This is a genomic window from Nonomuraea candida (assembly GCF_000725485.1).
Classification (GTDB): domain Bacteria; phylum Actinomycetota; class Actinomycetes; order Streptosporangiales; family Streptosporangiaceae; genus Nonomuraea; species Nonomuraea candida.
Window position 1 is genome coordinate 72,602 of record NZ_JOAG01000032.1, and the last position, 22,033, is coordinate 94,634.

Genomic DNA, 22,033 nt, shown 5'->3' on the forward strand with positions numbered 1-22,033 from the left:
CGAGACGTCGGCAATTGCGGGGTTTCGCCGGGCCGGTTGCCATCGCCGATCGGCTCGAGAAGTCGAAGGTCATGGACAAGCCGATCAGAGGGCTGGCCAAGGCGGTGCGCCAGCGGCTGCGCCAAGGCCGCCTGCGCGACCTGCTGCACGGCGTGCCACTCGGGGAGCCCGTGCACCCGCCGCTGGCCACCGTCAGCCTGGGGTGCTGGCTCTCCACGGCCGTGCTGGACCTGGCGGGCGCCGATCCGCGCGCGGCCCGGCTGCTGCTGACCACGGGCCTGGTCAACGCGCTGCCCACGGCGGCGGCCGGGCTGACCGACTGGTCCTCCCTGCACCGGGAGCAGCAGCGGGTGGGCTTCGTGCACATGGCGGCGAACCTGACCGCGCTCAGCCTCTTCTCCGCCTCCCTGGCGGCCCGGCTGCGCGGGCGGGAGCGGCCCGGACGGCTGCTCTCCTACGCCGGCCTGGCCGTGGGCGGGCTCGGCGCCTACCTGGGCGGCCATCTGGCCTACCGGCAGGCGGCCGGGGCCAACCACGCGCCGCAGGTGACCCACCTGGTGCCGCTGGGCTGGCACGACCTGTGCCCGCTCAAGGACCTGCCCGACGGCCGTCCGGTGGCCAGGCGGCTGGGCTACATCCAGCTCTTCGTGCTGCGCCAGGGTGACGGCGTGAGCGTGCTGGCCGACCGGTGCCCGCACCTGGCGGGCCCGCTGCACCAGGGCCGGCTCGTCATGGAGGACGGGGAGGCGTGCGTGGTGTGCCCGTGGCACAGCAGCACGTTCCGGCTGGCGGACGGCTCGGTCAAGCACGGCCCGGCGACGGCGCCCGCGCCCGTGTTCGAGACGCGGATCAGGCGCGACGGCACGATCCAGGTGCGGCCGGGGTTGACCTGAAGTTTAGTTGAGGTCCTACGGTCGTCGCATGGGCAAGATTCTGGTGACCGGCGCGACCGGCAATGTTGGCAGGCATGTGGTGACCCAGCTGGCGCGGGCCGGGCTGGAGGTGCGGGCGCTGGCCAGGCGTCCCGAACGGGTCCCGGCGGGCGTCGAGGCCGTGCAGGGCGATCTGACGGTCCCCGAGACGCTGGAACCGGCGTTGAAGGACGTCGAGAGCGTCTTCCTGCTCTGGCCGGGGCTCTCCACGGGCAACGCCGCCGAGGTGGTCTCGGCGATCGCCGGGCAGGCGCGGCGGGTGGTCTACCTGTCGGCGCACGTGCCCGGCGGTGAGAACGCCGCCGGCCACTATGGCGACATCGAGCGGCTCATCCGGCACTCGGGGCTCGGCTGGACGTTCCTGCGGCCCGGCGGTTTCGCGGCCAACACGCTGGGGTGGGCGGAGCAGATCAGGACGTCCGGGGTGGTGCGCTGGCCGTACGGGGAGGCGTCCCGGGCGCTGATCCACGAGAAGGACATCGCGGCGGTGGCCGTGCACGCGCTCACCTCGGCCGGGCACAACGGGGCCGCCTACACCATCACGGGCCCCGAGGAGCTGACCCAGGCCGAGCAGGCGCGGGTGATCGGCGAGGCCATCGGGCGCGAGGTGCGCTGGGAGGAGCAGCCCGCGGAGGAGGCCCGCGAGCGGCTCCTGGCGGCCTGGGGGGACGCGGAGTTCGTCGAGAGCGCGCTGAGCGCCTGGAAGAGCTTCGTGACCAGCCCCGAACGGGCCACCGACACCGTGCGGCTGCTGCTGGGCAGGCCCGCGCTCTCCTTCCGCCAGTGGGCCGAGGACCACGCCGCCGACTTCCGCTGAGCCGGCTTCCCCTGAGCGGGGAGGCCCGGCTGCGGACAGGCCGGCTGTGGGGAGGCCCGGCTGTGGGGAGGCCCGGCTCTGGGGAGGCCCGGCTGTGGGGAGGGTCAGCTCTCGTCGGCCGGGTGCTCGACGAGGGCGAGGACGCGGCTGGACATGAACCGGGCGGTGCGCACCGGCGTGCCGCTCCGGGTGACCTCGCTCACCTCCACGAGCCCCCGCCGGGTGGCCACCTCGACCCGGCGGCCGGCGCGGGTGGCCGTGATCTCGTAGGTGCGGGGCGACGATCCTCCCGCGTCGATGACGATCTCCACCCGGTCACCCTTCATGCCGGATATATACCCATCGACGGCTATCCGTACACCAGTACGATAATCGCCGCGACCCCCACGCAGACGATGACCGCACGCAGGATCAGCGGCGGGATGCGCCGGCCCAGCCGCGCCCCCAGGAAGCCGCCGACGATCGCGCCGAGCGCCACGCCCGCCACGGCCTGCCAGTCCACCTCGGCGACCACGATGAAGAAGGCCGCCGCCACGCCGTTGACGATCAGCGCCAGCACGTTCTTGGCGGCGTTCACGCGCTGGATGCCGTCGTCGAGGAAGATCCCGAGCAGCCCGATCAGCAGCACGCCCTGGGCGGCGCCGAAGTAGCCGCCGTAGACGCCCGCGCCGAGCACCCCCAGCCACAGGGCCGCGCCGCCGTGCGGGCGCGGCTCGGCGCGCCGCGCGGCCACCCAGGCGTTCAGCCTGGGCTGCGCCACCACCAGCACGCAGGCCAGCAGGATCAGCGCCACGACCACGACCTCGAACACGTCGGGGTCGAGGAACAGCAGCAGGATCCCGCCGATGAGCGCGCCCACCGCCGAGGCCGCGCCCAGGCGCAGCAGCCGCTCGCGCTGCCCCCGCAACTCCGCGCGGTAGCCGTAGGCGGCCGTGAACGAGCCGGGCACGAGGCCGACGGTGTTGGAGACGTTGGCCGTGACGGGATCGACGCCCAGCGCCACCAGAGTGGGGAACGTGATCAGCGACCCCGAGCCGACCACCGCGTTGATGGCGCCGGCCACCACGCCGGCGAGACACACCGCGGCGAGCTCCCACGCGGTCAAGAGACCCTCCTGCTGCCGCCGGTGCCATCCGGTCAGGGACCGCGGCGGCGGGCGGGGTTCTACCGGTCGTCCTGTCCCTTGGGGGGAGTGAACAGGCCGCCCAGGTTCTCCAGGACCTTGCCCATTTCAGAGGGGACGATCCAAATCTTATTGGCGTCGCCCTTGGCGATCTCCGGCAGGGTCTGAAGGTATTGGTAGGCGAGGAGGTGCTGGTCCGGTTTGCCCTCGTGAATGGCCCTGAACCCCACGCCGATCGCGTCCGCCTGGCGCTGCCCCTCCGCGGCCGGCACGGCGGCCCGCCTGTCGCGGTCGGCGCGCATCTGCTTCTCCATGGAGTTGGTTTCAGTTATGAACGACTTTATCGGGATAAATGACGCTTCAGTGCGCGCGGGCGTACCAGCGGCCCTGCGCGCCGCGCTCCAGCGAGAGCGGCACCCCGAACGTCTGCGAGAGGTTGTCGGAGGTCATCACGTGCTCCAGCGGCCCCTGGGCCACCACGGAGCCGTGGCGCAGCAGCAGCCCGTGCGTGAACCCGGCGGGCACCTCCTCGACGTGATGCGTCACCAGCACCAGCGTCGGCGAGCGGTAGTCGCCCGCCAGCACCGACAGGCGGCGCACGAGGTCTTCCCTGCCGCCCAGGTCGAGCCCGGCCGCCGGCTCGTCGAGCAGCAGGATCTCGGGGTCGGGCATGAGGGCGCGGGCGATCTGCACGCGCTTGCGCTCGCCCTCCGACAGAGTGCCGAAGCGGCGCCTGATCAGATGGGCCGCGCCCATCATGTCGATCAGCTCGACGGCCCTGGTCACGTCGTTGGAGTCGTATTCCTCCGTCCAGCGGCCCATGATCGCGTATGAGGCCGTCAGCACGAGGTCTATGACCTTCTCCTCCGGCGGGATGCGCTCGGCCAGCGCGGCGCTGGCCAGCCCGATCCTGGGCCGCAGGTCGAACACGTCCGCCTGCCCCAGCCGCTCGCCCAGCACCTCGACCACGCCCTCGGTCGGATACAGCAACGTGGCCGCGACCTGCAACAGCGTGGTCTTGCCCGCGCCGTTCGGGCCGATGACGACCCACCGCTCGTCCTCGTTGACCGTCCAGTCGATGCCGCGCAGGAGGGCCGCTCCGTCGCGCCTGACGGCGACGTCCTGGAGCCGCAGCACCTGACCACCCATCCCCGAACCTCCTTTTGGAGTCACCCTCGGGACAAACCTATTGCAGGGCGAGCGCTTATCGTGGACCGGTGCGCCCTGAATCGACTGTCTGTCCATCCCTGGTCGCCTGGGGGAACGCGTGGCTGGCCGGTCACGTGGGCCTCGACGAGGCGGCTGACCACGTCGAAGCCGCCGGCGGGCCTGCCGTCGCGGGCGACGAACCCCTTCGTAAATACCTCGCAAACCTGCGCTCCGAGGGGCTGCGCGAGTTCCGGCTCGCGCTGCCCGCGCCCGGAGACCCGCTGGGGCTTTCCGGGCCGCCGCCGTTCAACGCGGCCGCGCTCGACGCCGGCCAGGCCGTGATCGCGGTGCTCGCCGACCGCAACCTCGGGCTGGTGCCCCGGCCCGACCGGCGCGGCTCGTCCTACGTCGGTGTGCTGCTGGAGGTGCACGACGCCGGGCCCGTCCGCCACGACCTGCCCTCCCTGGCGGAGGCCGAGCGGGAGCTGTCCGACGCGATGCGCTCGGCCACCGAGGCGCTGACCTCGGTGGAGGGGCCCGCGCAGAGCCGCCCGGAGGGGGTGGCGCGCGGCGGGGAGCTCGCGCCCGGCTATCCGGGCCGCGCGCACCGGGTCTCCACCCTGGCGACGCGGCTGGGCTCCGTGCTGCGCCTGGCCGACGACCGGGGGCTCACCTCGGGGCAGCTCGCCGTACGCGACGCCGCCCTGCGCGAGCTCGACCGCGCGGTACGCCGTGCGCTCGTCGCCGCCCACCACGCCATCTTCGAGCCCGTCAGGAACCAGTAGGCCCACGCGTCCGCGGGTGCGGCGGGGCCGGGCCAGCCGTGGCGGGTGCGGCGGTCAGGCCAGGCCGTGGCGGACGGCGTACAGCGCGGCCTGGGTGCGGTCCTGGACGCCGAGCTTCATCAGCACGTTGGAGACGTGGGTCTTGACCGTCTTCTCCGCCACCGCCAGGCTCCTGGCGATCTCCCGGTTGGAGCGGCCCGCCGCGATGAGCGCCAGCACCTCGCGCTCGCGCTCGGTCAGCGGCACCGGCGCGGGCGCGGCGCCGCCCGCCGGCGCCGCCATCATCGCCTCGGCGGCCTCGGGGGCCAGCAGCACCTGCCCGCCGTGCACCGCGCGGACGGCCTGCACCAGCGCGGGCGGATCGACGTCCTTGTAGAGGAACCCGGCCGCCCCCGCCCGCATCGCCGGCCCCACGTCGGACGGATCGCTCACCGAGGTCAGCACCACGATCCTGGTCGCCACGCCGGACAGCCGCTCCAGCGTGCCGAGCCCGTCCAGCACCGGCATCTTCAGGTCCAGCAGCAGCACGTCGGGGCTCAGCTCCCCGACCAGCTCCACGGCCTGCGCGCCGTCCGCCGCCTCCCCGACGACCGTGATGTCGTCCTGGAGGTCGAGGAACGTCCGCAACCCCTGCCGCACCACCGGATGGTCGTCGGCGATCAGCACCCGGATCACCGGCTCACCTCCCGGCCGGCCCGTCCCCGGACCGCGCGCCACCGCTCCTGGATCACACGCCCACCTCCACGCGTACGGTGGTGCCCGCGCCGCGGATCGACTCCACCGCCATCACTCCCCCGACGGACTCGGCCCTGTCACGCATCGACACCAGGCCGAGCCCGTGCGAGTCCGCCTGCTCGAACCCGCTCCCGTCGTCGTGCACGCTCAGCGCCAGCTTGCCGTCCTCGCAGGCCAGGCGGACCGAGACCGTGCCGGCGCCGGAGTGGCGCAGCGCGTTGTGCAGCGCCTCCTGCGCCACCCGCAACATCGCCACCTCGACGGCCGACTCCAGCGGCGGCAGCTCGTCGCACTCGAACGTGACCACCGCCGGATGGAGCCGGTCCAGCATGCGCACGTGCTTGCGCAGCGTCTCGGCCAGCCCGTGCCGGTCGAGCTCGGCCGGGCGCAGCTCGACGATCACCGCCCGCAGCTCCGACAGCGCCTCACCGGCCAGCCGCTGGACGCGTTCGAGCTCGGCGGCGGCCTGGCCGGGGTCCTTGTCCAGCAGGGCGCCGGCGGCCTGCGCGGTGAGCCGGAGCGAGAAGAGCTTCTGGGTGACCGCGTCGTGCAGCTCCCTGGCCATCCGGTTGCGCTCCTCCAGCATGGCCAGCTCGCGGCCGCGCTCGTAGAGCCTGGCGTTGATCAGCGCGATCGCGGCGTGCGCGGCGAACAGCGTGAGCAGCTCCTGGTCCTCCTGGGTGAAACCGCCCGAGGTGCGCTTGTTGGCCAGGAAGATGATGCCGAGCACGCACTCGCCGTCGCGGATCGGCACCCCGAGGAAGTCCTTCATCACCGGATGCGCCTTGGGCCACCACTCGAACCTGGGGTCCTTGCGCAGGTCGGGCAGCCTGACCGGGGTGCCGTCGCGCAACATCGCGCCGAGCATGCCGTGCTGCCTGGGCAGCGGCCCGATCGCGTCCCACTGCTTGTCGGTGAGGCCCTCGGCGACGAACTCGGCGAACGAGCCGTCGTCGTCGGGCACGCCGAGCGCGGCGTAGCGGGCGTCGAGGAGGCGCTGTGCCGAGCGTACGATGACCTGGAGCACCTCGCGGACCGACAGATGGCGGGTCACCGCCAGCACGGCGGAGCTCACCGCCTGCAAAATCTCGTCCCGGTCGGAGGTCACTGCCCCACTCTATGGGGCCGTGACCGGCGGCCGGCCGGTCCTAGGACGATGTGCCGAGGCGGGCGCGGGCCCTGAGGCCGATGTGCGGCGCGGGCGGCGAACCTAGCGTCGGTGACATGACGAACACCGCAATCATCACCGGCGCCTCCCGGGGGCTCGGCCTCGCCTTCGCCAGGGTGCTGGCGGGCGCGGGCTGGCACCTCGTGCTGACCGCCCGCGGGGCCGAGGAGCTGCGGCGGGCCGCCGACGAGCTGGGCGCGACCGCGATCCCCGGCGACGTGACGGACCCCGGGCACGTGCGACGGCTGGCCGAGGCGGCGCCCGGGCTCGACCTGCTGGTCAACAACGCCAGCGACCTGGGCGTGACGCCGCTGCCGCCGCTGGCGGGCTATCCGCTGGAGGCGTTCAGGGCGCTGCTGGAGACGAACGTGACCGCGCCGCTCGCCCTCGTCCAGGCCACGCTGCCCGCGCTGCGCGCCGCCGGCGGCTCGATCGTGAACATCACCTCCGACGCCGCCACGGGGGCGTACGAGGGCTGGGGCGGCTACGGCGCCACCAAGGCCGCGCTGGAGCAGCTGTCCAACGTGCTGGCGGCCGAGGAGCCCGGGGTGCGGGTCTGGTGGGTCGATCCGGGCGAGATGAACACCCGGATGCTCGCCGACGCCGTGGGAGCGGAGGAGGCCGCCGGCGCCGCCGACCCGGCCAAGGTGGCGGCCGCGCTGCACGACCTGGTCGCCTCCCGTCCCGCCAGCGGGAAAGTGAGCCTGCAATGACCCCCGCACTGGACCGGCGGGAGAGCGAACCCACGACGCCCGCCGCCTTCGACCGGCGGGAGAGCGAGCGCGCGACGCCGGCCGCGTTCGACCGGCGAGAGAGCGAACCCGCGACGTCGGCAGGCTTCTCCGGGTTGGAGCGGCGGGGGGCCGGGCCCGAGGTGGGCGGGGGGCTGGACTTCGTGCTGCCGCCGGGGCTGTCCGCCCGCGAGCCGCCGGAGGCCAGGGGCATGGCCAGGGACGCGGTGCGCCTGCTGGTCTCGCGCGGCGACCAGGCGCCGAGCCACCACCACTTCGGCGACCTGCCGGAGCTGCTCGAACCCGGCGACCTGATCGTGGTGAACAACTCGGCGACCCTGCCCGCGGCCGTCCGGCTCGACCGGCTGGCCGTGCACTTCTCGACCGCCAGGCAGGACGGCACGTGGCTGGTCGAGCTGCGCCGCCGCACCGCCAGGGCGTCGGAGCCGTACGCCGGAGGCGAGCCCGGCGAGTGGCTGCCCCTGCCGGGCGGGGCCACGCTGCGGCTGATCGAGCGGGAGACGCCACGGCTGTGGCGGGCGGCGCTGGATCGGGACGTGGAGGCGTACCTGCAGGCGCACGGGGCGCCGATCCGCTACTCGTACGTGACGCGGGACTGGCCGATCGAGGCGTACCAGACCGTGTTCGCGACCGTGCCGGGCAGCGCGGAGATGCCGAGCGCGGCGCGGCCGTTCACCGACAGGCTGGTGACGGCGCTGGTGGCGCGCGGGATCGGGATCGCCCCCATCACGCTGCACACGGGCGTGGCCTCGCCGGAGAAGGACGAGCCGCCCTACGCCGAGCGGTACGAGGTGCCGCCCGCCACCGCGCGCCTGGTCGACCTGACCAGACGGAACGGCGGCCGGGTGGTGGCGGCGGGCACCACCGTCGTACGGGCGCTGGAGACCGCCGCGGGCCCCGACGGCCGGGTCAGGCCCGCCCGCGGCTGGACCCGGCACCTCGTGACACCGCGGTCCGGCGTGCGCGCCGTGACGGGACTGATCACCGGACTGCACGAGCCGCGCTCCAGCCACCTGCTCATGCTGACCGCGATCGCGGGCGAGCCGGCGCTGGCCCGCGCGTACGAGGAGGCGCTGCGTGCCGGATACCTGTGGCACGAGTTCGGCGACACGCACCTGATCCTGCGGAAATAACCTTTACCCGATCTTTGCGGAGGCGATGCGGAGCAGCGCGGGGCCGTCGCCGCCCGCCGCGCCGCGCACGCTGCGCCCGTGGCGGAAAGCCCAACCTGCTTCACGAGCATCGACCCGGGCGCAGTACCGTGGCTGGATGTGGACCAGCGCACCCTCCTGATCACACTCACCGGCCCCGACCGCCCGGGCGTCACTTCCCGGCTTTTCTCCGTCCTGTCACGCTTTCCGGTGACAGTCTCGGACATCGAGCAGGTCGTCATCCGCGGCCGGCTCACGCTCGGCGTGCTCGTCACCTACGCGGGCGGCCCCTCGACCGGCACCGGCACCACGCTCGGCGCCATGTGGACCGCCGTCGAGCGGGTGGCCGAGGACCTCGGCATGGAGGTGGAGCTCTCCACCGGATCGCAGGCCAAGGAGCAGCGCCGCCGCGGCCGCCTGTCCGTCAGCGTGCTCGGCGCCACGCTCCAGCCCGCCGCCATCGCGGGCATCGCCGGCCGCATCGCCGCCGCCGGCGCCAACATCGACCGCATCGAACGCCTCGCCCAGTGGCCCGTCACCTGCATCGAGCTGTCCGTGTCCGGGGCCGACCCCGACGCGCTGCGCGTGGAGCTGGCCGCCGAGGCCGCCGCGCAGGAGGTCGACGTCGCCGTCCAGCGCACCGGCCTGTCCCGCCGGGCCAAGCGGCTGATCGTCATGGACGTCGACTCGACCCTCATCCAGGGCGAGGTCATCGAGCTGCTCGCGGCCCACGCCGGCTGCCTCGACGAGGTCGCCAGGGTGACCGAGGAGGCGATGCGCGGCGAGCTCGACTTCGCCGAGTCGCTCAAGCGCCGCGTGGCCCTGCTCGAAGGGCTGCCCGCCGAGGTGTTCGAGCAGGTGCGCAAGGAGGTCGTGCTCACCCCCGGCGCCCGCACGCTGGTGCGCACGCTCAAGCGGCTCGACTACCGCTTCGCCATCGTCAGCGGCGGCTTCACCCAGATCACCGACGGGCTGGTGCAGGAGCTGGGCATCGACTACTCCGCCGCGAACGTCCTCGAAGTCGTCGACGGCCGGCTGACCGGGCGCGTCGTCGGCGAGATCGTCGACCGGCCCGGCAAGGCGCGGGCGTTGGAGAGGTTCGCGCGCGAGGCCCGCCTGCCGATCTCCCAGACCGTGGCCATCGGCGACGGGGCCAACGACCTCGACATGATCGCGAGGGCCGGGCTGGGCATCGCCTTCAACGCCAAGCCGGTGGTGCGGCAGGCGGCCGACACCGCGGTGAACACGCCGTACCTCGACTCGATCCTCTACCTGCTGGGGATCTCGCGGGACGAGGTCGAGGCGGCCGACGCGGAGGACGGCGTCCTGACCCCGCGCTGAGCGCTCCTCGGGTCAGCGCTCCTCGGGTCAGTTTTCCTCGGGGCGCTCCTCGGGTCAGCGCTCCTCGGGCTCGTGCTCCTTGGGGTCCCAGTGCGTGACGAGGTGTCCCTGGCCCGGCCAGAGGTCCTCCCACGCCGGCTCCACCCGGATCACCGCGAACGCGCCCGGCCGGAACACGTAGTCGCCCCCGGCCAGCCCCAGGGCCAGCTCGTGCACGCCCGGATTGTGCCCGCACAACACGACCGTGCCCAGGTCGGGATCGGCCCGCCGGACGATCTCCAGCAGCTCCTCCGGGTACGCCTCGTAGATGTCGCGTTCGTAGCTGATCTCCACCCCGGGGAAGGCCAGCTCGGCGGTGCGCCGGGTCCTGAGCGCCGGCGAGCAGAGCACCACGTCGGGGTCCAGGCCGGCCGCCCTGATCTCGTCGCCGGCCCGCGCGGCGTCCCGCTCGCCCCGGTCGGTCAGGGGACGCTCGCGATCGGCCAGGCCGGGCACCTGGGCGGCTTTCGCGTGCCGCAGCAGGATCAAGGTACGCACGCGCTCATCCCGTCCTCGACGCCCAGATGGACAGGGCGATGATCACGGCCAGGACCCCGACCATCGCCAGGAGGATCAGGCCCAGGGTCTTGCCGCCGCTGGGCCGGTTCTCATCGTTCACGCAGCCCAGTTTCCCACCGGAACCCTCCGGTCCCCACGCCCACCCTCAACCGGCCTTCACCACGAACCCCGGCCGGCCGTCACGCGGCGAACGTCCGACCGTTCGGCCCCCTTCGCGCACGCGAACGCCCGCTCCCCGAAGGGCCGGGAAGCGGGCGTCGGTCGAACCGGGGCCGGGGCTACGAGGCCACGGGCTCGTGCTCGCGGTTGTTGTCGCTGGCCGGCTCGCTGGCCACCGACCGCCGCTTGGAGACGATGATGGCGCCGACCACGACGGCCACCGCGGCCACCGTGATGCCGATGCGCAGGGCCGGGTTGCCCGCGTACAGCACCACGGCGGGCGCCACCAGCAGCGCGACCAGGTTCATCACCTTGATCAGCGGGTTGATGGCGGGACCGGCGGTGTCCTTGAACGGGTCGCCGACCGTGTCGCCGATGACCGTGGCGGCGTGCGCCTCGGAGCCCTTGCCGCCGTGGTGGCCGTCCTCGACGAGCTTCTTGGCGTTGTCCCAGGCGCCGCCGGAATTGGCCAGGAAGACGGCCATCAGGGTGCCGCAGGCGATGGCGCCCGCCAGGAACGCGCCCAGCGGCGCGTACCCGAGCGCGAACCCGACCGCGATCGGCGTCATGACCGCGAGCAGGCCGGGCGTGGCCAGTTCGCGGAGCGAGTCGCGGGTGCAGATGTCCACGACGCGGCCGTACTCGGGCTTCTGGGTGCCGTCCATGATGCCCGGGTTGTTGCGGAACTGGTCGCGTACCTCGAAGACCACCCGCATCGCGGCGCGTCCGACCGCCATGATCGCCAGGCCCGAGAACAGGAACACGACCGCGGCACCGATGATCAGCCCGACGAGCACGCTGGGGTTGTCGATGCCCAGGTTGAAGTTCTGGAACTCGCCCAGAGCCCCCTTGATCGCCGCGTCCGCCCTGGTCAGCTCCGTCTCCACCGCGGTGCGGAAGGCGCCGAACAGCGCCGTCGCCGCCAGCACCGCGGTGGCGATGGCGATGCCCTTGGTGATGGCCTTGGTGGTGTTGCCCACGGCGTCGAGGCTGGTCAGCACGCGGGCGCCCTCGCCCTCGACGTCACCCGACATCTCCGCGATGCCCTGGGCGTTGTCGGAGACGGGGCCGAAGGTGTCCATCGAGACGATGACGCCGACCGTGGTCAGCAGGCCGGTGCCGGCCAGGGCCACCGCGAACAGGGCCAGCGTGACGTTGCCGAAGCCCAGCAGGAACGCGCCGTAGACCGCGCCGCCGATGATCAGGGCGGAGTAGACGGCCGACTCCAGGCCGACGCTGATGCCGGCGAGGATGACGGTCGCCGGGCCGGTGCGCGAGCTCTCGCCGATCTCGCGTACCGGGCGCCGGTTGGTCTCGGTGAAGTAGCCGGTGAGCAGCTGGATCGCGCTGGCCAGCACGAGGCCGATCAGCACCGCGCCGATGGCGATGATCCTGGGGTCGGCGTCGGACTGCACGGTCGCGCCGGTCAGGCCGGCGAAGCTGCTCGGCAGGTACCAGAACGCGGCCGCCGTCACCAGCACGGCCGAGATCGCCGCGGAGATGAAGAAGCTGCGGTTGATCGCCGCCATGCCGTTGCGGTCGCGGTCGCGCATCCCGGTGACGAAGATGCCGATGATCGCCGTGATGACGCCGATCATCGGGACGATCAGCGGGAAGATCAGCCCTTCCTCGCCGAAGGCCGCCCTGCCCAGGATGAGGCTGGCGACCAGCATGACCGCGTACGACTCGAACAGGTCGGCCGCCATGCCGGCGCAGTCGCCGACATTGTCGCCCACGTTGTCGGCGATGGTCGCGGCGTTGCGCGGGTCGTCCTCGGGAATGCCCTGCTCGACCTTGCCGACCAGGTCGGCGCCGACGTCGGCGGCCTTGGTGAAGATGCCGCCGCCGACTCGCATGAACATCGCCAGCAGCGCCGCACCGAACCCGAACCCTTCGAGTACGGCGGGCGCGTCGCCCTGGTAGATGAAGACCACCACGGCCGCGCCGAACAGGCCGAGGCCCACGGTGAACATGCCGGCCACGCCGCCGGTACGGAAGGCGATGCGCATGGCGCGCTTCTCGCCCGAGTCGTTGGCCGCGGCGGCCACACGTACGTTTCCGCGCACGGCCAGCCACATGCCCATGAATCCGGTCAGTGCGGAGAAGACCGCCCCGACCACGAAGAAGATGGAACGCCCGATGCGTTCGTCCATCTCTCCGGGCAGCAGGAGCAACAGGAAGGGGATCACGACGACGAAGATCGCCAACGTGCGGAACTGTCGCGCGAGATAGGCCGCGGCGCCCTCTTGCACGGCGCGCGCGATGTTCTGCATTCGTTCGGTGCCCTGGCCGGCGGACAGCACCTCGCGCACCAGCCCGCCTGCGACGGCTAGCGCGATCAGTGCGACCGCGGCGACCACGATCACGATGGTGAGATTGTTTCCGCTCAGAACCAGATTGGACGCTGGCTCCGCTGCCAGCATGTGCCTGCTCATCGTTCTCCTCGGCAAGACCGGTCGTCCTGCCCGGGCGGTGCTGCAGTTTTCCTCGGCGGGTGTTGCGGCACCATCCGGGTTGTGGGTGCCGCTTCCGGTTGAATCCGCGTTCCGCCGGATCACCTTGGCCGGTGCCGGGAGTCTACGCAGGCACTCCACGGATATGAAGGCTCTCGCGGTCGCTAATTGTGCGAGTGTCCGGCAATCCCCTGCCAGCGACCCGGTTTGGGTTCTGACAAGCGGAATTTCCGCGTGTTTACGGTCAATGCAAGATCGCGAATCGGCCTGACCGGAATCAGGTTTCAGGTGAGGATGGTTCGAAGGTCTGGTGGTTTATGGGCGGGAAAGCGCGCAGGCGGGGAGAACGCGCGACACCCGCTCCGCCCCACGTCGTCGCCGCGGCCGCCGGCGCTCCTGGTCCCACGCTGCGGCCCCAGAGAACGAGGCTTCTCTAGGAGCTGTTTCGTGGATCCGTTATCGCCGCCTCCGGCGCAGCGCCGGAGGCCTTGTCTTCGCCTCGGAAGGCCGGCGCCAGCGCCAGGAGGAACACGGCGCCCGCGATGGGCGCCCGTGGCAGGCTGAGCGACGGAAGGAAGCTCGCCTCGAGTCCTGCCCGGTCGAGCACGGCCTCCACGGCGCGACCGGACAGCACGGGACCGAGCACATTCGAGACGAGCACAAGAGCGGCGACCCAGGCGATCCGGGCAGCGTTGCCCCTCCCGAAAGACCACCCGCGTACCAGAGAACTCAGCAGAAGGGCGGCCACGCCTGCGCAGACAGCGCTCGGCAGACGTCTGCGCGGGAGAGCACCTGTTCGGTGACGGTGGAGTCCCATACGTTCAGGGAGAGCTCTCCCTCGCCGAGCACGACGCCAGGGGGAAGCTTCACCCGTTCACCCGCAGGCGATCAGCGGCTTCCAGCGTGGGCACGACGCGTATGGTGATCTGTCCGGGAGCCTGGGTGGCGCCGTTGACTGGCCCAATGCCCCCTGGCCCCAAACCCAGGCAGCACTCAGGGCACCAGACACTCACGCAGCCAACCAGCCAGCCAGCCACCCAGGCACCGCCGGGCGGTGACCCGGCCGCCGAACGCGATAGACCCGACCGCCAAGCGCGGTGCCCCGCAGAACCCATGACACGGGTTCAAGGACCGCAGGACCCTGCGGACGCGCCTCGACGGGCCCACACAAGCCTCAGGGAGTCGGGCACCTTCATCCCTGCGGAAACCGCAGACGACGCTCCAAACCTGACAGGGGACTCATCAGAGGCCGTTCTGAGGCCGGGAGGCCCCCCGCGCCCTACGGCCGCGTCACCAGATCACTCGGCCCCTCACCACCGAGCCCTCACGGCCGGTCTCCCGTGGTCGGCCTCCCATGGTCGGACCAGACCCCATGGTGACATCGCGAACGACTGCCACCAAGACCATGAGAGACCACGAGGAGACGCGGCAGCACGCCTGGCGTACCCCATCGGGCGCTCGCCTACGGCGGCGGCCAGGCACGGAGGCGCCACCAGCGGCGGCGGTCAGACACCGACGGCGGCCGGCCAGCTCATGCGGATGTTCGTCCCCTTAGGGCTGGGAAACACCTCGACATCGTCGGCCAGACCTTCGATGACGGCCAGCCCGAAGTTCGACATGAACGAGTCGGAGAGCATGCCGAGATCGAGGGGCCGCTCCTGCTTGATCTCATCGCTGGGGGCTTGGTCACTGACCGTGACCTCGAAACGCCCGGAATCGTCCCGCAGCTCGATGCGGATGGGCTCGCCCGGACAGTGGGCTCGATGTGCCTCGACTGCCCGGGAGCACGCCTCACCCACGGCGAGCCTGACCTCGTCCAGCAGGGACTCCTCCACGCCGGTGCGGCGGGCTATCGCCGTCGCCACCAGCCGGGCGGTCCGCACATGCGCGGGGAGAGCGCTGAACGTCAGCTCGACGGTAGCCATGCTACTTGTCTTTGCCGTGAGCTTCCTTGGCCTCGTCGACCGAAGCGTAGATCCCGAAGACCTTGGTCAGACCGGTGATCCGGAAGATCTTGAGGATGCGCTCCTGCGTGCAGACCAGCTCCAGGGAGCCGTCGTGCGCGCGTACCCGCTTGAGCCCCCCGACCAGGACACCGAGGCCCGTGGAGTCGAGGAAGTCGACCTTCTCCATGTTCACAAGAAGGTGGAAGTTGCCCTTGTTGACCAGGTCGATGAGGAGCTCACGCAATCTCGGCGCCGTGTAGACATCGATCTCACCCTCGACCTCCACGATGGTGAGTCGGTCTTCGGTGCGGTGATCCAACTTCAGATCCACAGATCCTCCAGCGCCTCGCCTGCGAAAGTACTCTTGCGGGCCTGGCAATCTGGAGCGTGGCCCCAGACTGTCCGACCCTGACGCGCGGCATTCAACCACGCGCCTGGCTTGTGTCTATACGAAATCACGATTCCCGGCGACTTTGCCCATCGATGCAAGACTGGAAACAGTGACTTCCTCCGCATCCTCCCCACAACAGGCAGGTCCACTCCTCCACCACCTGCTTGGCGTTCCCGCACGTCATGAGCGTGTCACCCATGTGGAGCATGTTCCAGCACGTCAGGCGGGTCAAGTCCGTTGGCCCAAATGGACGCCTGAAGTCCTTGTTACGCGCTTGGCGAACCGCGGGGTGACAGGACTCTGGCCCCACCAGTACGAAGCCGCGGACCTGGCCCACCGTGGCCGAAACGTGATCATCTCCACGGGCACGGCGTCCGGGAAGTCGCTGGCGTACCTCACGCCGGCGATCGCCTCCTGTCTCGACGGCGGCACGATCCTTTACCTGACGCCGACCAAGGCTCTGGCCGCCGACCAGCTCCGCAGCCTGCGCGAGCTGCGCATCACCCAGGTGCGCGCGGCCTGCTTCGACGGCGACACCCCCTTCGAGGAGCGCGCCTGGGTCCGCCGGCACGCCAACTATGTGCTGACAAACCCGGACATGCTCCACCGCAGCATCCTCCCTCGTCACGCTCAGTGGTCGTCGTTCTTCCGCCGGCTGCGCCTGGTCATCGTGGACGAGTGCCACGGCTACCGCGGCGTGTTCGGCTCGCACGTCGCCCAGATCCTGCGCCGCCTGCGCCGTGCCTGCGCCCGTTACAGCGCGCACCCCACGTTCCTGCTCGCCTCGGCGACGGCAAGTGAGCCGGGGGTGTTCGCGACGAGGCTGACGGGGCTTGAGATGGACGAGGTGACGGTGGACGCCTCGCCCAAGGGCTCCACCACCATCGCGCTGTGGGAGCCGCCCCTGACGGAGCTCCGGGGCGAGGGAGGCGCTCCCGTGCGCCGGACGGCGACGGCCGAGGCCGCGGACCTCCTGGCGGATCTGGTGCTCGCGGACGTACGCACGCTCGCCTTCGTACGTTCCCGCCGAGGCGCCGAGACGGTCGCCCTGTCCGCCCGCGCCAAACTGGCCGACGTAGCCTTCTCGATCTCCGCCCCTTTCCCGCCCCACCACCCGAGCCCGCAAACCACCACGCAGGCTCCGAAGCACTACGAAGGCCCCGCCACCGGCGAACCGGCCACCTCCAGCGCGCCCACCACCCAAACCCCAGCCCAGAACGAACCCACCACCCCACCCAAAGCCCCCGCACAACCCCTCACCCGGAACGAAGCCGCCGCAACCGGCAAACCCGCCCCACAGACGACCACTCAGAACGAAGCCGCCACCGCTGGCGAAACCACCCCACCAGCAACCGCCCGGAACGAAGCCGCCACCATCGGCCAAACACCCCCTGGAACAACCGCCCAGAACGAAGCCGCCACCACCACCAGAGAAACCGCCGCACAGGCCGCCATCCACCACGAAGTCGTCACCAGCGCGAACGAGGCCGCCGCTCAAGCACCGTCGCCCGCCCGGAGCGAAACGACCTTCACGCGCGAGAGCGCCGCACAAACCCGGGCTCGCGACGGCCTCGCCACCACGCCCTCAACACCACCTACGGCACATCCAGGACAAACCACACCGGCAGAATCGGCAGCTCCCGAGGCCCCGGCCTCGGCCCTCACGTGGGCGCTCCCGGAGCCTCCCGACTCAGACCTCGCCGATCTTCCGAACAAGATCGCCGCCTACCGGGCGGGCTACCTCGCCGAGGACCGCAGACTCCTCGAAAAGGCACTCCGCGCCGGCACCATCATGGGCCTGGCCACCACGAACGCCCTCGAGCTCGGCGTCGACGTCTCCGGTCTGGACGCCGTGCTGATCGCGGGCTGGCCCGGCACCCGAGCCTCGCTGTGGCAGCAGGCCGGCCGGGCGGGCCGCGACGGCCAGGACGCCCTCGCCGTACTGATCGCCAGGGACGACCCGCTGGACACCTACCTCGTCCACCATCCGGAGGCCCTGTTCGGCAGGCCCGTGGAGGCGATCGTCCTCGACCCGGACAACCCGTACGTCCTGGGGCCCCACCTCTGCGCCGCGGCGGCCGAGATCCCGCTGACCGAGGAAGATCTGCCGATCTTCGGCCCCACCACGCCGAAGGTCCTGGCGGACCTGGTCGCCCAGAACCTGCTCAGAAAGCGTCCGGCGGGCTGGTTCTGGACCAGGCGCGAGCGCGCCACCGATCTCGCCGACATCCGGGGCGGCGGGGGCAACCCGATCCAGGTCGTGGAGGCGTCCACGGGCCGTCTCCTGGGCAGCGTGGACGAGCCCTCGGCGCACACCACCGTCCACACCGGCGCGATCTACCTCCACCAGGGCGAAACCTTCCTGGTTGAGCTCCTGGACCTGGAAGCCGGGGTGGCCCTGGTCTCAAGCGCCAATCCGGACTACACGACGTTCGCCCGGGACATCACCGACATCTCCGTCCTCTCCACCGAACGCTCCCAGTCCTTCGGCCCCGGCACGCTGCACTTCGGCGAGGTCGAAGTGACCCGCCAGGTCGTCTCCTACCTCAAACGCCGCCTCCAGTCAGGCGAAATGCTCGGCGACGAGCCCTTGGAGCTGCCGCCCCGCACCCTTCGCACCCGCGCGGTCTGGTGGACGCTGCCCGCCTCGTCCGTCGCCCCGCTCGCCGAGGCCGGCATCGACCTGGGCGGCGCGGCCCACGCCGCCGAGCACGCCGCCATCGGCCTGCTCCCGCTGTTCGCCACCTGCGACCGCTGGGACATCGGCGGCGTCTCCACGGAACTGCACGCCGACACGGGTCTGCTCACCGTCTTCGTGTACGACGGCCACGAGGGCGGCGCCGGCTTCGCCGAACGCGGCTACGCCCGGGCCACGGACTGGCTGACGGCCACCCGCGAGGCGATCCTGTCCTGCGAGTGCGAACGAGGCTGCCCTTCCTGCATCCAGTCCCCCAAGTGCGGCAACGGCAACGAACCCCTGGACAAGCGCGGCGCCATCCACCTCCTCAACACCCTCCTGTCCCCGCAATAGACAAAGCCGGCGGCGGCGACCGAGCCAGCAGCATTGCCCAACCCAACGGCATTGCCCAACCCGACGGCATTGCCCAACCCAACGGCATTGCCCGACCCGACGACGTTGCCCGACCCGACGACGTTGCCCGACCCGACGACGTTGCCCGACCCGACGACGTTGCCCGACCCGACGACGTTGCCCGACCCGGCCCAGCCGACGACATTTCCCAGCCGACGGCATTGCCCAGCGGCCCGGTGAACTCTCCCGAGAGCCCATGGGGCTTCAAGGGCATGTCTTGACCGGATTGGGCTCGAACACCGGTGAACCCTACCGACAGCCCATGAGCCCCCACTCGGGCCTAGAACCCGAACGCAACAAAAGCACTTTGCCCACCAAAGAGAGCACTTACCTGCTACCAGCGAAGAACTACCCGGCACACCCACGCCACAGAAATTTCCGCTCTCAGTACGTGACAGGAGCCGATTACCTGGCCAAAGAATGCTTTGACCACCACGCGCAGAAGAACTGTATAAGCCTTCTGCGCACCACCGGCCTGTCCCCTCGGTAAGGCGACAGCGCCATCCGTCTGCAGCGCGACAGCCCGCTTCACGGCAACGACACCACCGTCACAAGACAGCCACCCCGCTCCTTTCCTGAGCGACAACGCCCCCGTTACAAGACGGCGACCCCGCCTCCTTCCAGAGCGACAGCGCTACTCGTCCACAGGACGATGACCGGCACCGCTCTCGTCGTTCTCCTTGCCTGCACCGTCACGACCGCCGTGGCCATGGCGATCCCCGTGACCGTAGGCGTCGTCGTAACCGGGAGCGTGGCGGTCACCTTGGGCGTGGCGGTCACCTTGGGCATTGTCGTCATCGTCAGGAGCCCAGAAGTCGGTTGCTCCAGGTTGGGGGCGTTCCCAGAACCCGCTGTCCTCCATCGACCGCGGCGACGGCGGCAGATAGTCGTCCCACCGCTCCTCCAGGCGTACGGCGGGTGTGACCCTTGGAACTGCATGCCCGGGAACATCCGTGACCGCCGAGCTCGGCAGCGCGATGTGAACCGGCCCGGGAGGTGCGCCCTGCGCCTCCCGGCCTTCCCGTCCCCCTCGTAAGCCGTCCGCCTGGTCACCGCGCGGAGGCCCCGGCAGTCCCTCCGGCGCGGGCGACGACGGTCCGGCAGCCGGCAACGAATGCCAAGCCCGGGAACGCGATGCCAAGCCGGCAGCCGATGCCGCATCGGCACGCTCAGGCGCCAGATTCCGACCGCCAGACTCTGAGCCGATCCTCCTGGAGGTCGGTTCCCCCTCCCCGCTGAGCGCCGTCTCCATCCGCCGCTCAGTCCTCCCCCGGCCATCGAGCCCGAGTCCCGTCTCCCCCTGAGACGGGTCTCGGCCATCGAACGCCGACCCCATCTCACGATCAGGCCGCCCCGGGCTCTGAAGCCCGGACCTCGCCTCTCCCCACTCGGACCGTCCGCCACCATCGAGCGCCGGCCCCCTCACACCATCAGGCCGCCCTCCGCCGCCAAGCCCGGAGCTCGCCTCCTCCCGCTCAGAACGCCCTCGGCCATCGAGCGCCGGCCCTGTCGCACGATCAGGCCGTCGCCGTCCCGCAAGCTCGGAACCCGCCTCTCTCCGCTCGGACCGTCCTGGGCCGTCGTGGGTGAGGTCCGGCTCTCGGCCGGGTTGGGCAGGTTCGCCAGGCAGTGCTGGACCGAGTGCCCGGCCGGGCCGCCGCTCCCGATCGTCGTGGGAAGGTGACGGATCCGGTTGGTGGTACGGCCGGCGGCCCGAGTGCCGGGATGGCCGCTCTGGCGGAGACTTGGGGTGATCGGATTGACCGGGCTGGGCGGGGGCTCGGGTCTTGGCTACGGCCAGGATGACAGCGGGTCGGCGTACGACTGCCGGAGTCTGCGAGGTGGTGCCGTCCACCGGCTTGACCTGTGCCCCGTGGGTGGTCTTCAGGTTCTGTGCGCCGGCCGGTGTACCCGTGTCGGGGGAGGACGAGGTCGCGGGGGCAGGGCCTCCTGACTCGGGGGCGAGCGAGCGGCGTCGGGCCCAGGCGCCGGCGTGCGCGCCGAGCAGCAACAACAGGATGCCTCCCGCGACGTAGAGGCCGTACTGGCCGAGGTTGCCGATCGGTGACTCGTTCGACTGGGCCTTCACCCCGTCGCTGCGCACCGGAGCCGAATCGGCGCCTTCCTTCGCGTCCGCCGGAACCAGGTCCTGGTTCTCGCCCTGCTCATCAGCGCTGGGAATCGGAAGGTTGCCGCTGGGATCGGCGTCGGGTATGTCCGGGAGTTTCGTGGTGGCCGGCCGGCTCGTGGCCGGTTTGCGCTTGGTCGGCTTGCTCGAAGGGACGGCCTGCTTCTTGGCGGGCAAGGTCGGCAGCGCTTGGACGCCCCTGGTGTCCTGGTTCTTCGGTGCCTGCTCGCTTTCGGTCGCCTGCTTCCTGGTCGGCTGGGCCGGAGGCGCGGCGGGGAAGGAGATGTACGCGGGCGCCGAATCGTCCGATCCGAGCGATCCGCCATCCCCATCGCCCCTGAACGCCCTGACCGTGAACCCCACCTTCTGCCCCGTCGCCTTGGCCGGCACGGCGAGCACCGCCTTGCATGACGAGCCGGCGCACGCGCCGTCGGCCGGCAGCCTCCCGACCACTCCGGACTGGGTGTTGGAGACCTCGTACGACTGAAGGTCCGGCTCCGATCCCTTGCTCCAGGTCACGACGACCTTGGTGGTGCCCTGTCTGCTCGCGTTCACGTTCCCCGGCGCCTGTGCCGGCCGGCGCAGCTTGAAGGTGCTGCTCGCGTACCTGGTGCCGGTGATCTCTCCCTTGAGGGTGACGGTGAAGGTTCCGTTGGAGGCGTCGCCCGCGTCGAACGTGCCGGAGATCGTCTCGTTCGCCCCTCCCCCGGCGACCTTCTGGCTGGGCGTGGCGGGGCCTTCGACGTACAGGCCCATCTTGAGTTGCATCAGTCCCGTACGCGCGGAGATCACGACGGACGAACCTGAAACCACCTGGCCGTCGGCGGGCGAGGTGATCTGCCCGGAGGAGTTCGTCCCTTGCGAGGACGATCCGGCCCGGCCGGCGGACCTGGCCGTCCACAGAGCGGGGATCCCTCCTGAGGAGTTCGCCATCCACAGGGAGGTGGCCCCGCCCGAGGAGTTCGCCGTCCCCAGGGTGGCGGTCGCGTTTGAGGACCTGGCCGTCCACGGGGAGGTGGTTCCGGCTGAGGAATCCGTTCGCCGGGGCCATCCGGGGTGGCTCGAATAGAGTCCGGAGTGACCGGTCTGCGACACGAGCTGGGGCTGGGCTGTGTAGTCGGTTTGTCCCGCCGTCACGGCTGCCTGTGCGGTACCGCCAAGGGCGATGGGCACGGTCAGGATCATTCCCGCGGCTACGACTCTGCCGACTACCGTCACGACGCTTCCCTCCATCGAGAGCCTCGCGCCGCCTGAGCACCCTCAGGGCGTTCATGCGACGAGCGGAAGTGCAGTACGCCCGGCCGATACGGTCACCGACCGTCCCCGGACCCGCACCTGGCGACTGTGCTCCTGC

General features: G+C 71.2%; 19 protein-coding genes. 9 read left to right on the forward strand and 10 right to left on the reverse strand.

Going from position 1 to position 22,033, the window contains the following annotated elements; genetic code table 11:
- Nucleotides 1-71: 71 nt before the first annotated feature.
- Nucleotides 72-893: a Rieske (2Fe-2S) protein gene (locus tag IO39_RS29520; protein WP_169789139.1), complete on the forward strand. Its 822-nt coding sequence runs from the start codon at nt 72-74 to the stop codon at nt 891-893.
- A gap of 28 nt (nt 894-921) precedes the next feature.
- A complete protein-coding gene (locus tag IO39_RS29525) occupies nt 922-1,749 on the forward strand; it encodes an NAD(P)H-binding protein (RefSeq protein ID WP_043629821.1) in 828 nt (275 codons plus the stop codon).
- Between the two features lie 104 nt (nt 1,750-1,853).
- Here IO39_RS29525 and IO39_RS29530 read toward each other — a convergent pair whose 3' ends face one another.
- Genes IO39_RS29530 through IO39_RS29545 form a run of 4 tightly spaced genes read right to left on the reverse strand, consistent with a single transcriptional unit; the run spans nt 1,854 to nt 4,021 of the window.
- Nucleotides 1,854-2,075, reverse strand: a complete 222-nt coding sequence (locus IO39_RS29530) for a DUF8836 family protein (protein ID WP_043629823.1) — start codon at nt 2,073-2,075, stop codon at nt 1,854-1,856.
- 23 nt (nt 2,076-2,098) lie between these two features.
- Entirely contained in the window at nt 2,099-2,854 is a 756-nt protein-coding gene (locus tag IO39_RS29535) for a sulfite exporter TauE/SafE family protein (RefSeq protein WP_043629825.1), read from the reverse strand.
- 59 nt (nt 2,855-2,913) lie between these two features.
- Nucleotides 2,914-3,186 (reverse strand): SPFH domain-containing protein, encoded by a 273-nt coding sequence (locus IO39_RS29540; protein WP_052423533.1) that lies wholly within the window; start codon nt 3,184-3,186, stop codon nt 2,914-2,916.
- 46 nt (nt 3,187-3,232) lie between these two features.
- Nucleotides 3,233-4,021 carry an ABC transporter ATP-binding protein gene (locus tag IO39_RS29545; protein WP_043629826.1) on the reverse strand — a complete coding sequence of 263 codons (789 nt, stop codon included), beginning with the start codon at nt 4,019-4,021 and terminating at the stop codon, nt 3,233-3,235.
- 68 nt (nt 4,022-4,089) lie between these two features.
- Between IO39_RS29545 and IO39_RS29550 the strand changes: the two genes are divergently transcribed.
- On the forward strand, nt 4,090-4,806 hold the full coding sequence (locus IO39_RS29550; RefSeq protein WP_043629828.1) for an Rv1486c family protein: 717 nt from the start codon (nt 4,090-4,092) through the stop codon (nt 4,804-4,806).
- A gap of 54 nt (nt 4,807-4,860) precedes the next feature.
- Here the strand turns inward: IO39_RS29550 and IO39_RS29555 are convergent, their stop codons facing one another.
- Together IO39_RS29555 and IO39_RS29560 are read right to left on the reverse strand one after the other, a co-directional pair.
- A complete protein-coding gene (locus IO39_RS29555) occupies nt 4,861-5,481 on the reverse strand; it encodes a response regulator (protein ID WP_084773691.1) in 621 nt (206 codons plus the stop codon).
- A gap of 52 nt (nt 5,482-5,533) precedes the next feature.
- On the reverse strand, nt 5,534-6,649 hold the full coding sequence (locus tag IO39_RS29560; RefSeq protein ID WP_211267215.1) for a GAF domain-containing sensor histidine kinase: 1,116 nt from the start codon (nt 6,647-6,649) through the stop codon (nt 5,534-5,536).
- 116 nt (nt 6,650-6,765) lie between these two features.
- Here IO39_RS29560 and IO39_RS29565 point away from each other — a divergent pair, with 116 nt between their 5' ends.
- The 3 genes from IO39_RS29565 (at nt 6,766) to serB (ending at nt 9,953) form a co-directional block, all read left to right on the forward strand.
- Nucleotides 6,766-7,422, forward strand: coding sequence for an SDR family oxidoreductase (locus IO39_RS29565; RefSeq protein WP_043629832.1), 657 nt, complete (start codon nt 6,766-6,768; stop codon nt 7,420-7,422).
- The gene (locus tag IO39_RS29570; RefSeq protein WP_084773693.1) at nt 7,419-8,594 is read left to right on the forward strand and encodes an S-adenosylmethionine:tRNA ribosyltransferase-isomerase; all 1,176 of its coding nucleotides are present in this window, start codon (nt 7,419-7,421) and stop codon (nt 8,592-8,594) included. Before IO39_RS29565 ends, IO39_RS29570 begins: the two co-directional genes overlap by 4 nt.
- Nucleotides 8,595-8,732: 138 nt before the next feature.
- Entirely contained in the window at nt 8,733-9,953 is a 1,221-nt protein-coding gene (gene serB, locus IO39_RS29575) for a phosphoserine phosphatase SerB (protein WP_043629834.1), read from the forward strand.
- Nucleotides 9,954-10,007: 54 nt separating this feature from the next.
- Here the strand turns inward: serB and IO39_RS29580 are convergent, their stop codons facing one another.
- The 4 genes from IO39_RS29580 to IO39_RS29600 all read right to left on the reverse strand — a co-directional run bounded on the left by IO39_RS29580 (nt 10,008) and on the right by IO39_RS29600 (nt 15,400).
- Nucleotides 10,008-10,490, reverse strand: a complete 483-nt coding sequence (locus IO39_RS29580) for a SixA phosphatase family protein (protein WP_043629836.1) — start codon at nt 10,488-10,490, stop codon at nt 10,008-10,010.
- 299 nt (nt 10,491-10,789) lie between these two features.
- Nucleotides 10,790-13,105: a sodium-translocating pyrophosphatase gene (locus IO39_RS29585; protein ID WP_043629839.1), complete on the reverse strand. Its 2,316-nt coding sequence runs from the start codon at nt 13,103-13,105 to the stop codon at nt 10,790-10,792.
- 1,523 nt (nt 13,106-14,628) lie between these two features.
- On the reverse strand, nt 14,629-15,048 hold the full coding sequence (locus tag IO39_RS29595) for an ATP-binding protein (protein ID WP_043629844.1): 420 nt from the start codon (nt 15,046-15,048) through the stop codon (nt 14,629-14,631).
- Nucleotide 15,049: 1 nt separating this feature from the next.
- Entirely contained in the window at nt 15,050-15,400 is a 351-nt protein-coding gene (locus IO39_RS29600) for an STAS domain-containing protein (RefSeq protein WP_043629845.1), read from the reverse strand.
- A gap of 409 nt (nt 15,401-15,809) precedes the next feature.
- On the opposite strand from IO39_RS29600, the gene IO39_RS58075 reads away from it, so the two are divergent.
- The 3 genes from IO39_RS58075 (at nt 15,810) to IO39_RS29620 (ending at nt 21,748) form a co-directional block, all read left to right on the forward strand.
- Complete coding sequence (locus tag IO39_RS58075) at nt 15,810-18,491, forward strand: DEAD/DEAH box helicase (RefSeq protein WP_043629847.1); 2,682 nt, start codon at nt 15,810-15,812, stop codon at nt 18,489-18,491.
- A 2,114-nt stretch (nt 18,492-20,605) separates the two neighbouring features.
- Nucleotides 20,606-21,166, forward strand: coding sequence for a hypothetical protein (locus IO39_RS29615; protein WP_157549040.1), 561 nt, complete (start codon nt 20,606-20,608; stop codon nt 21,164-21,166).
- Between the two features lie 18 nt (nt 21,167-21,184).
- Nucleotides 21,185-21,748, forward strand: a complete 564-nt coding sequence (locus IO39_RS29620; RefSeq protein WP_043629853.1) for a hypothetical protein — start codon at nt 21,185-21,187, stop codon at nt 21,746-21,748.
- Nucleotides 21,749-22,033: the final 285 nt, after the last annotated feature.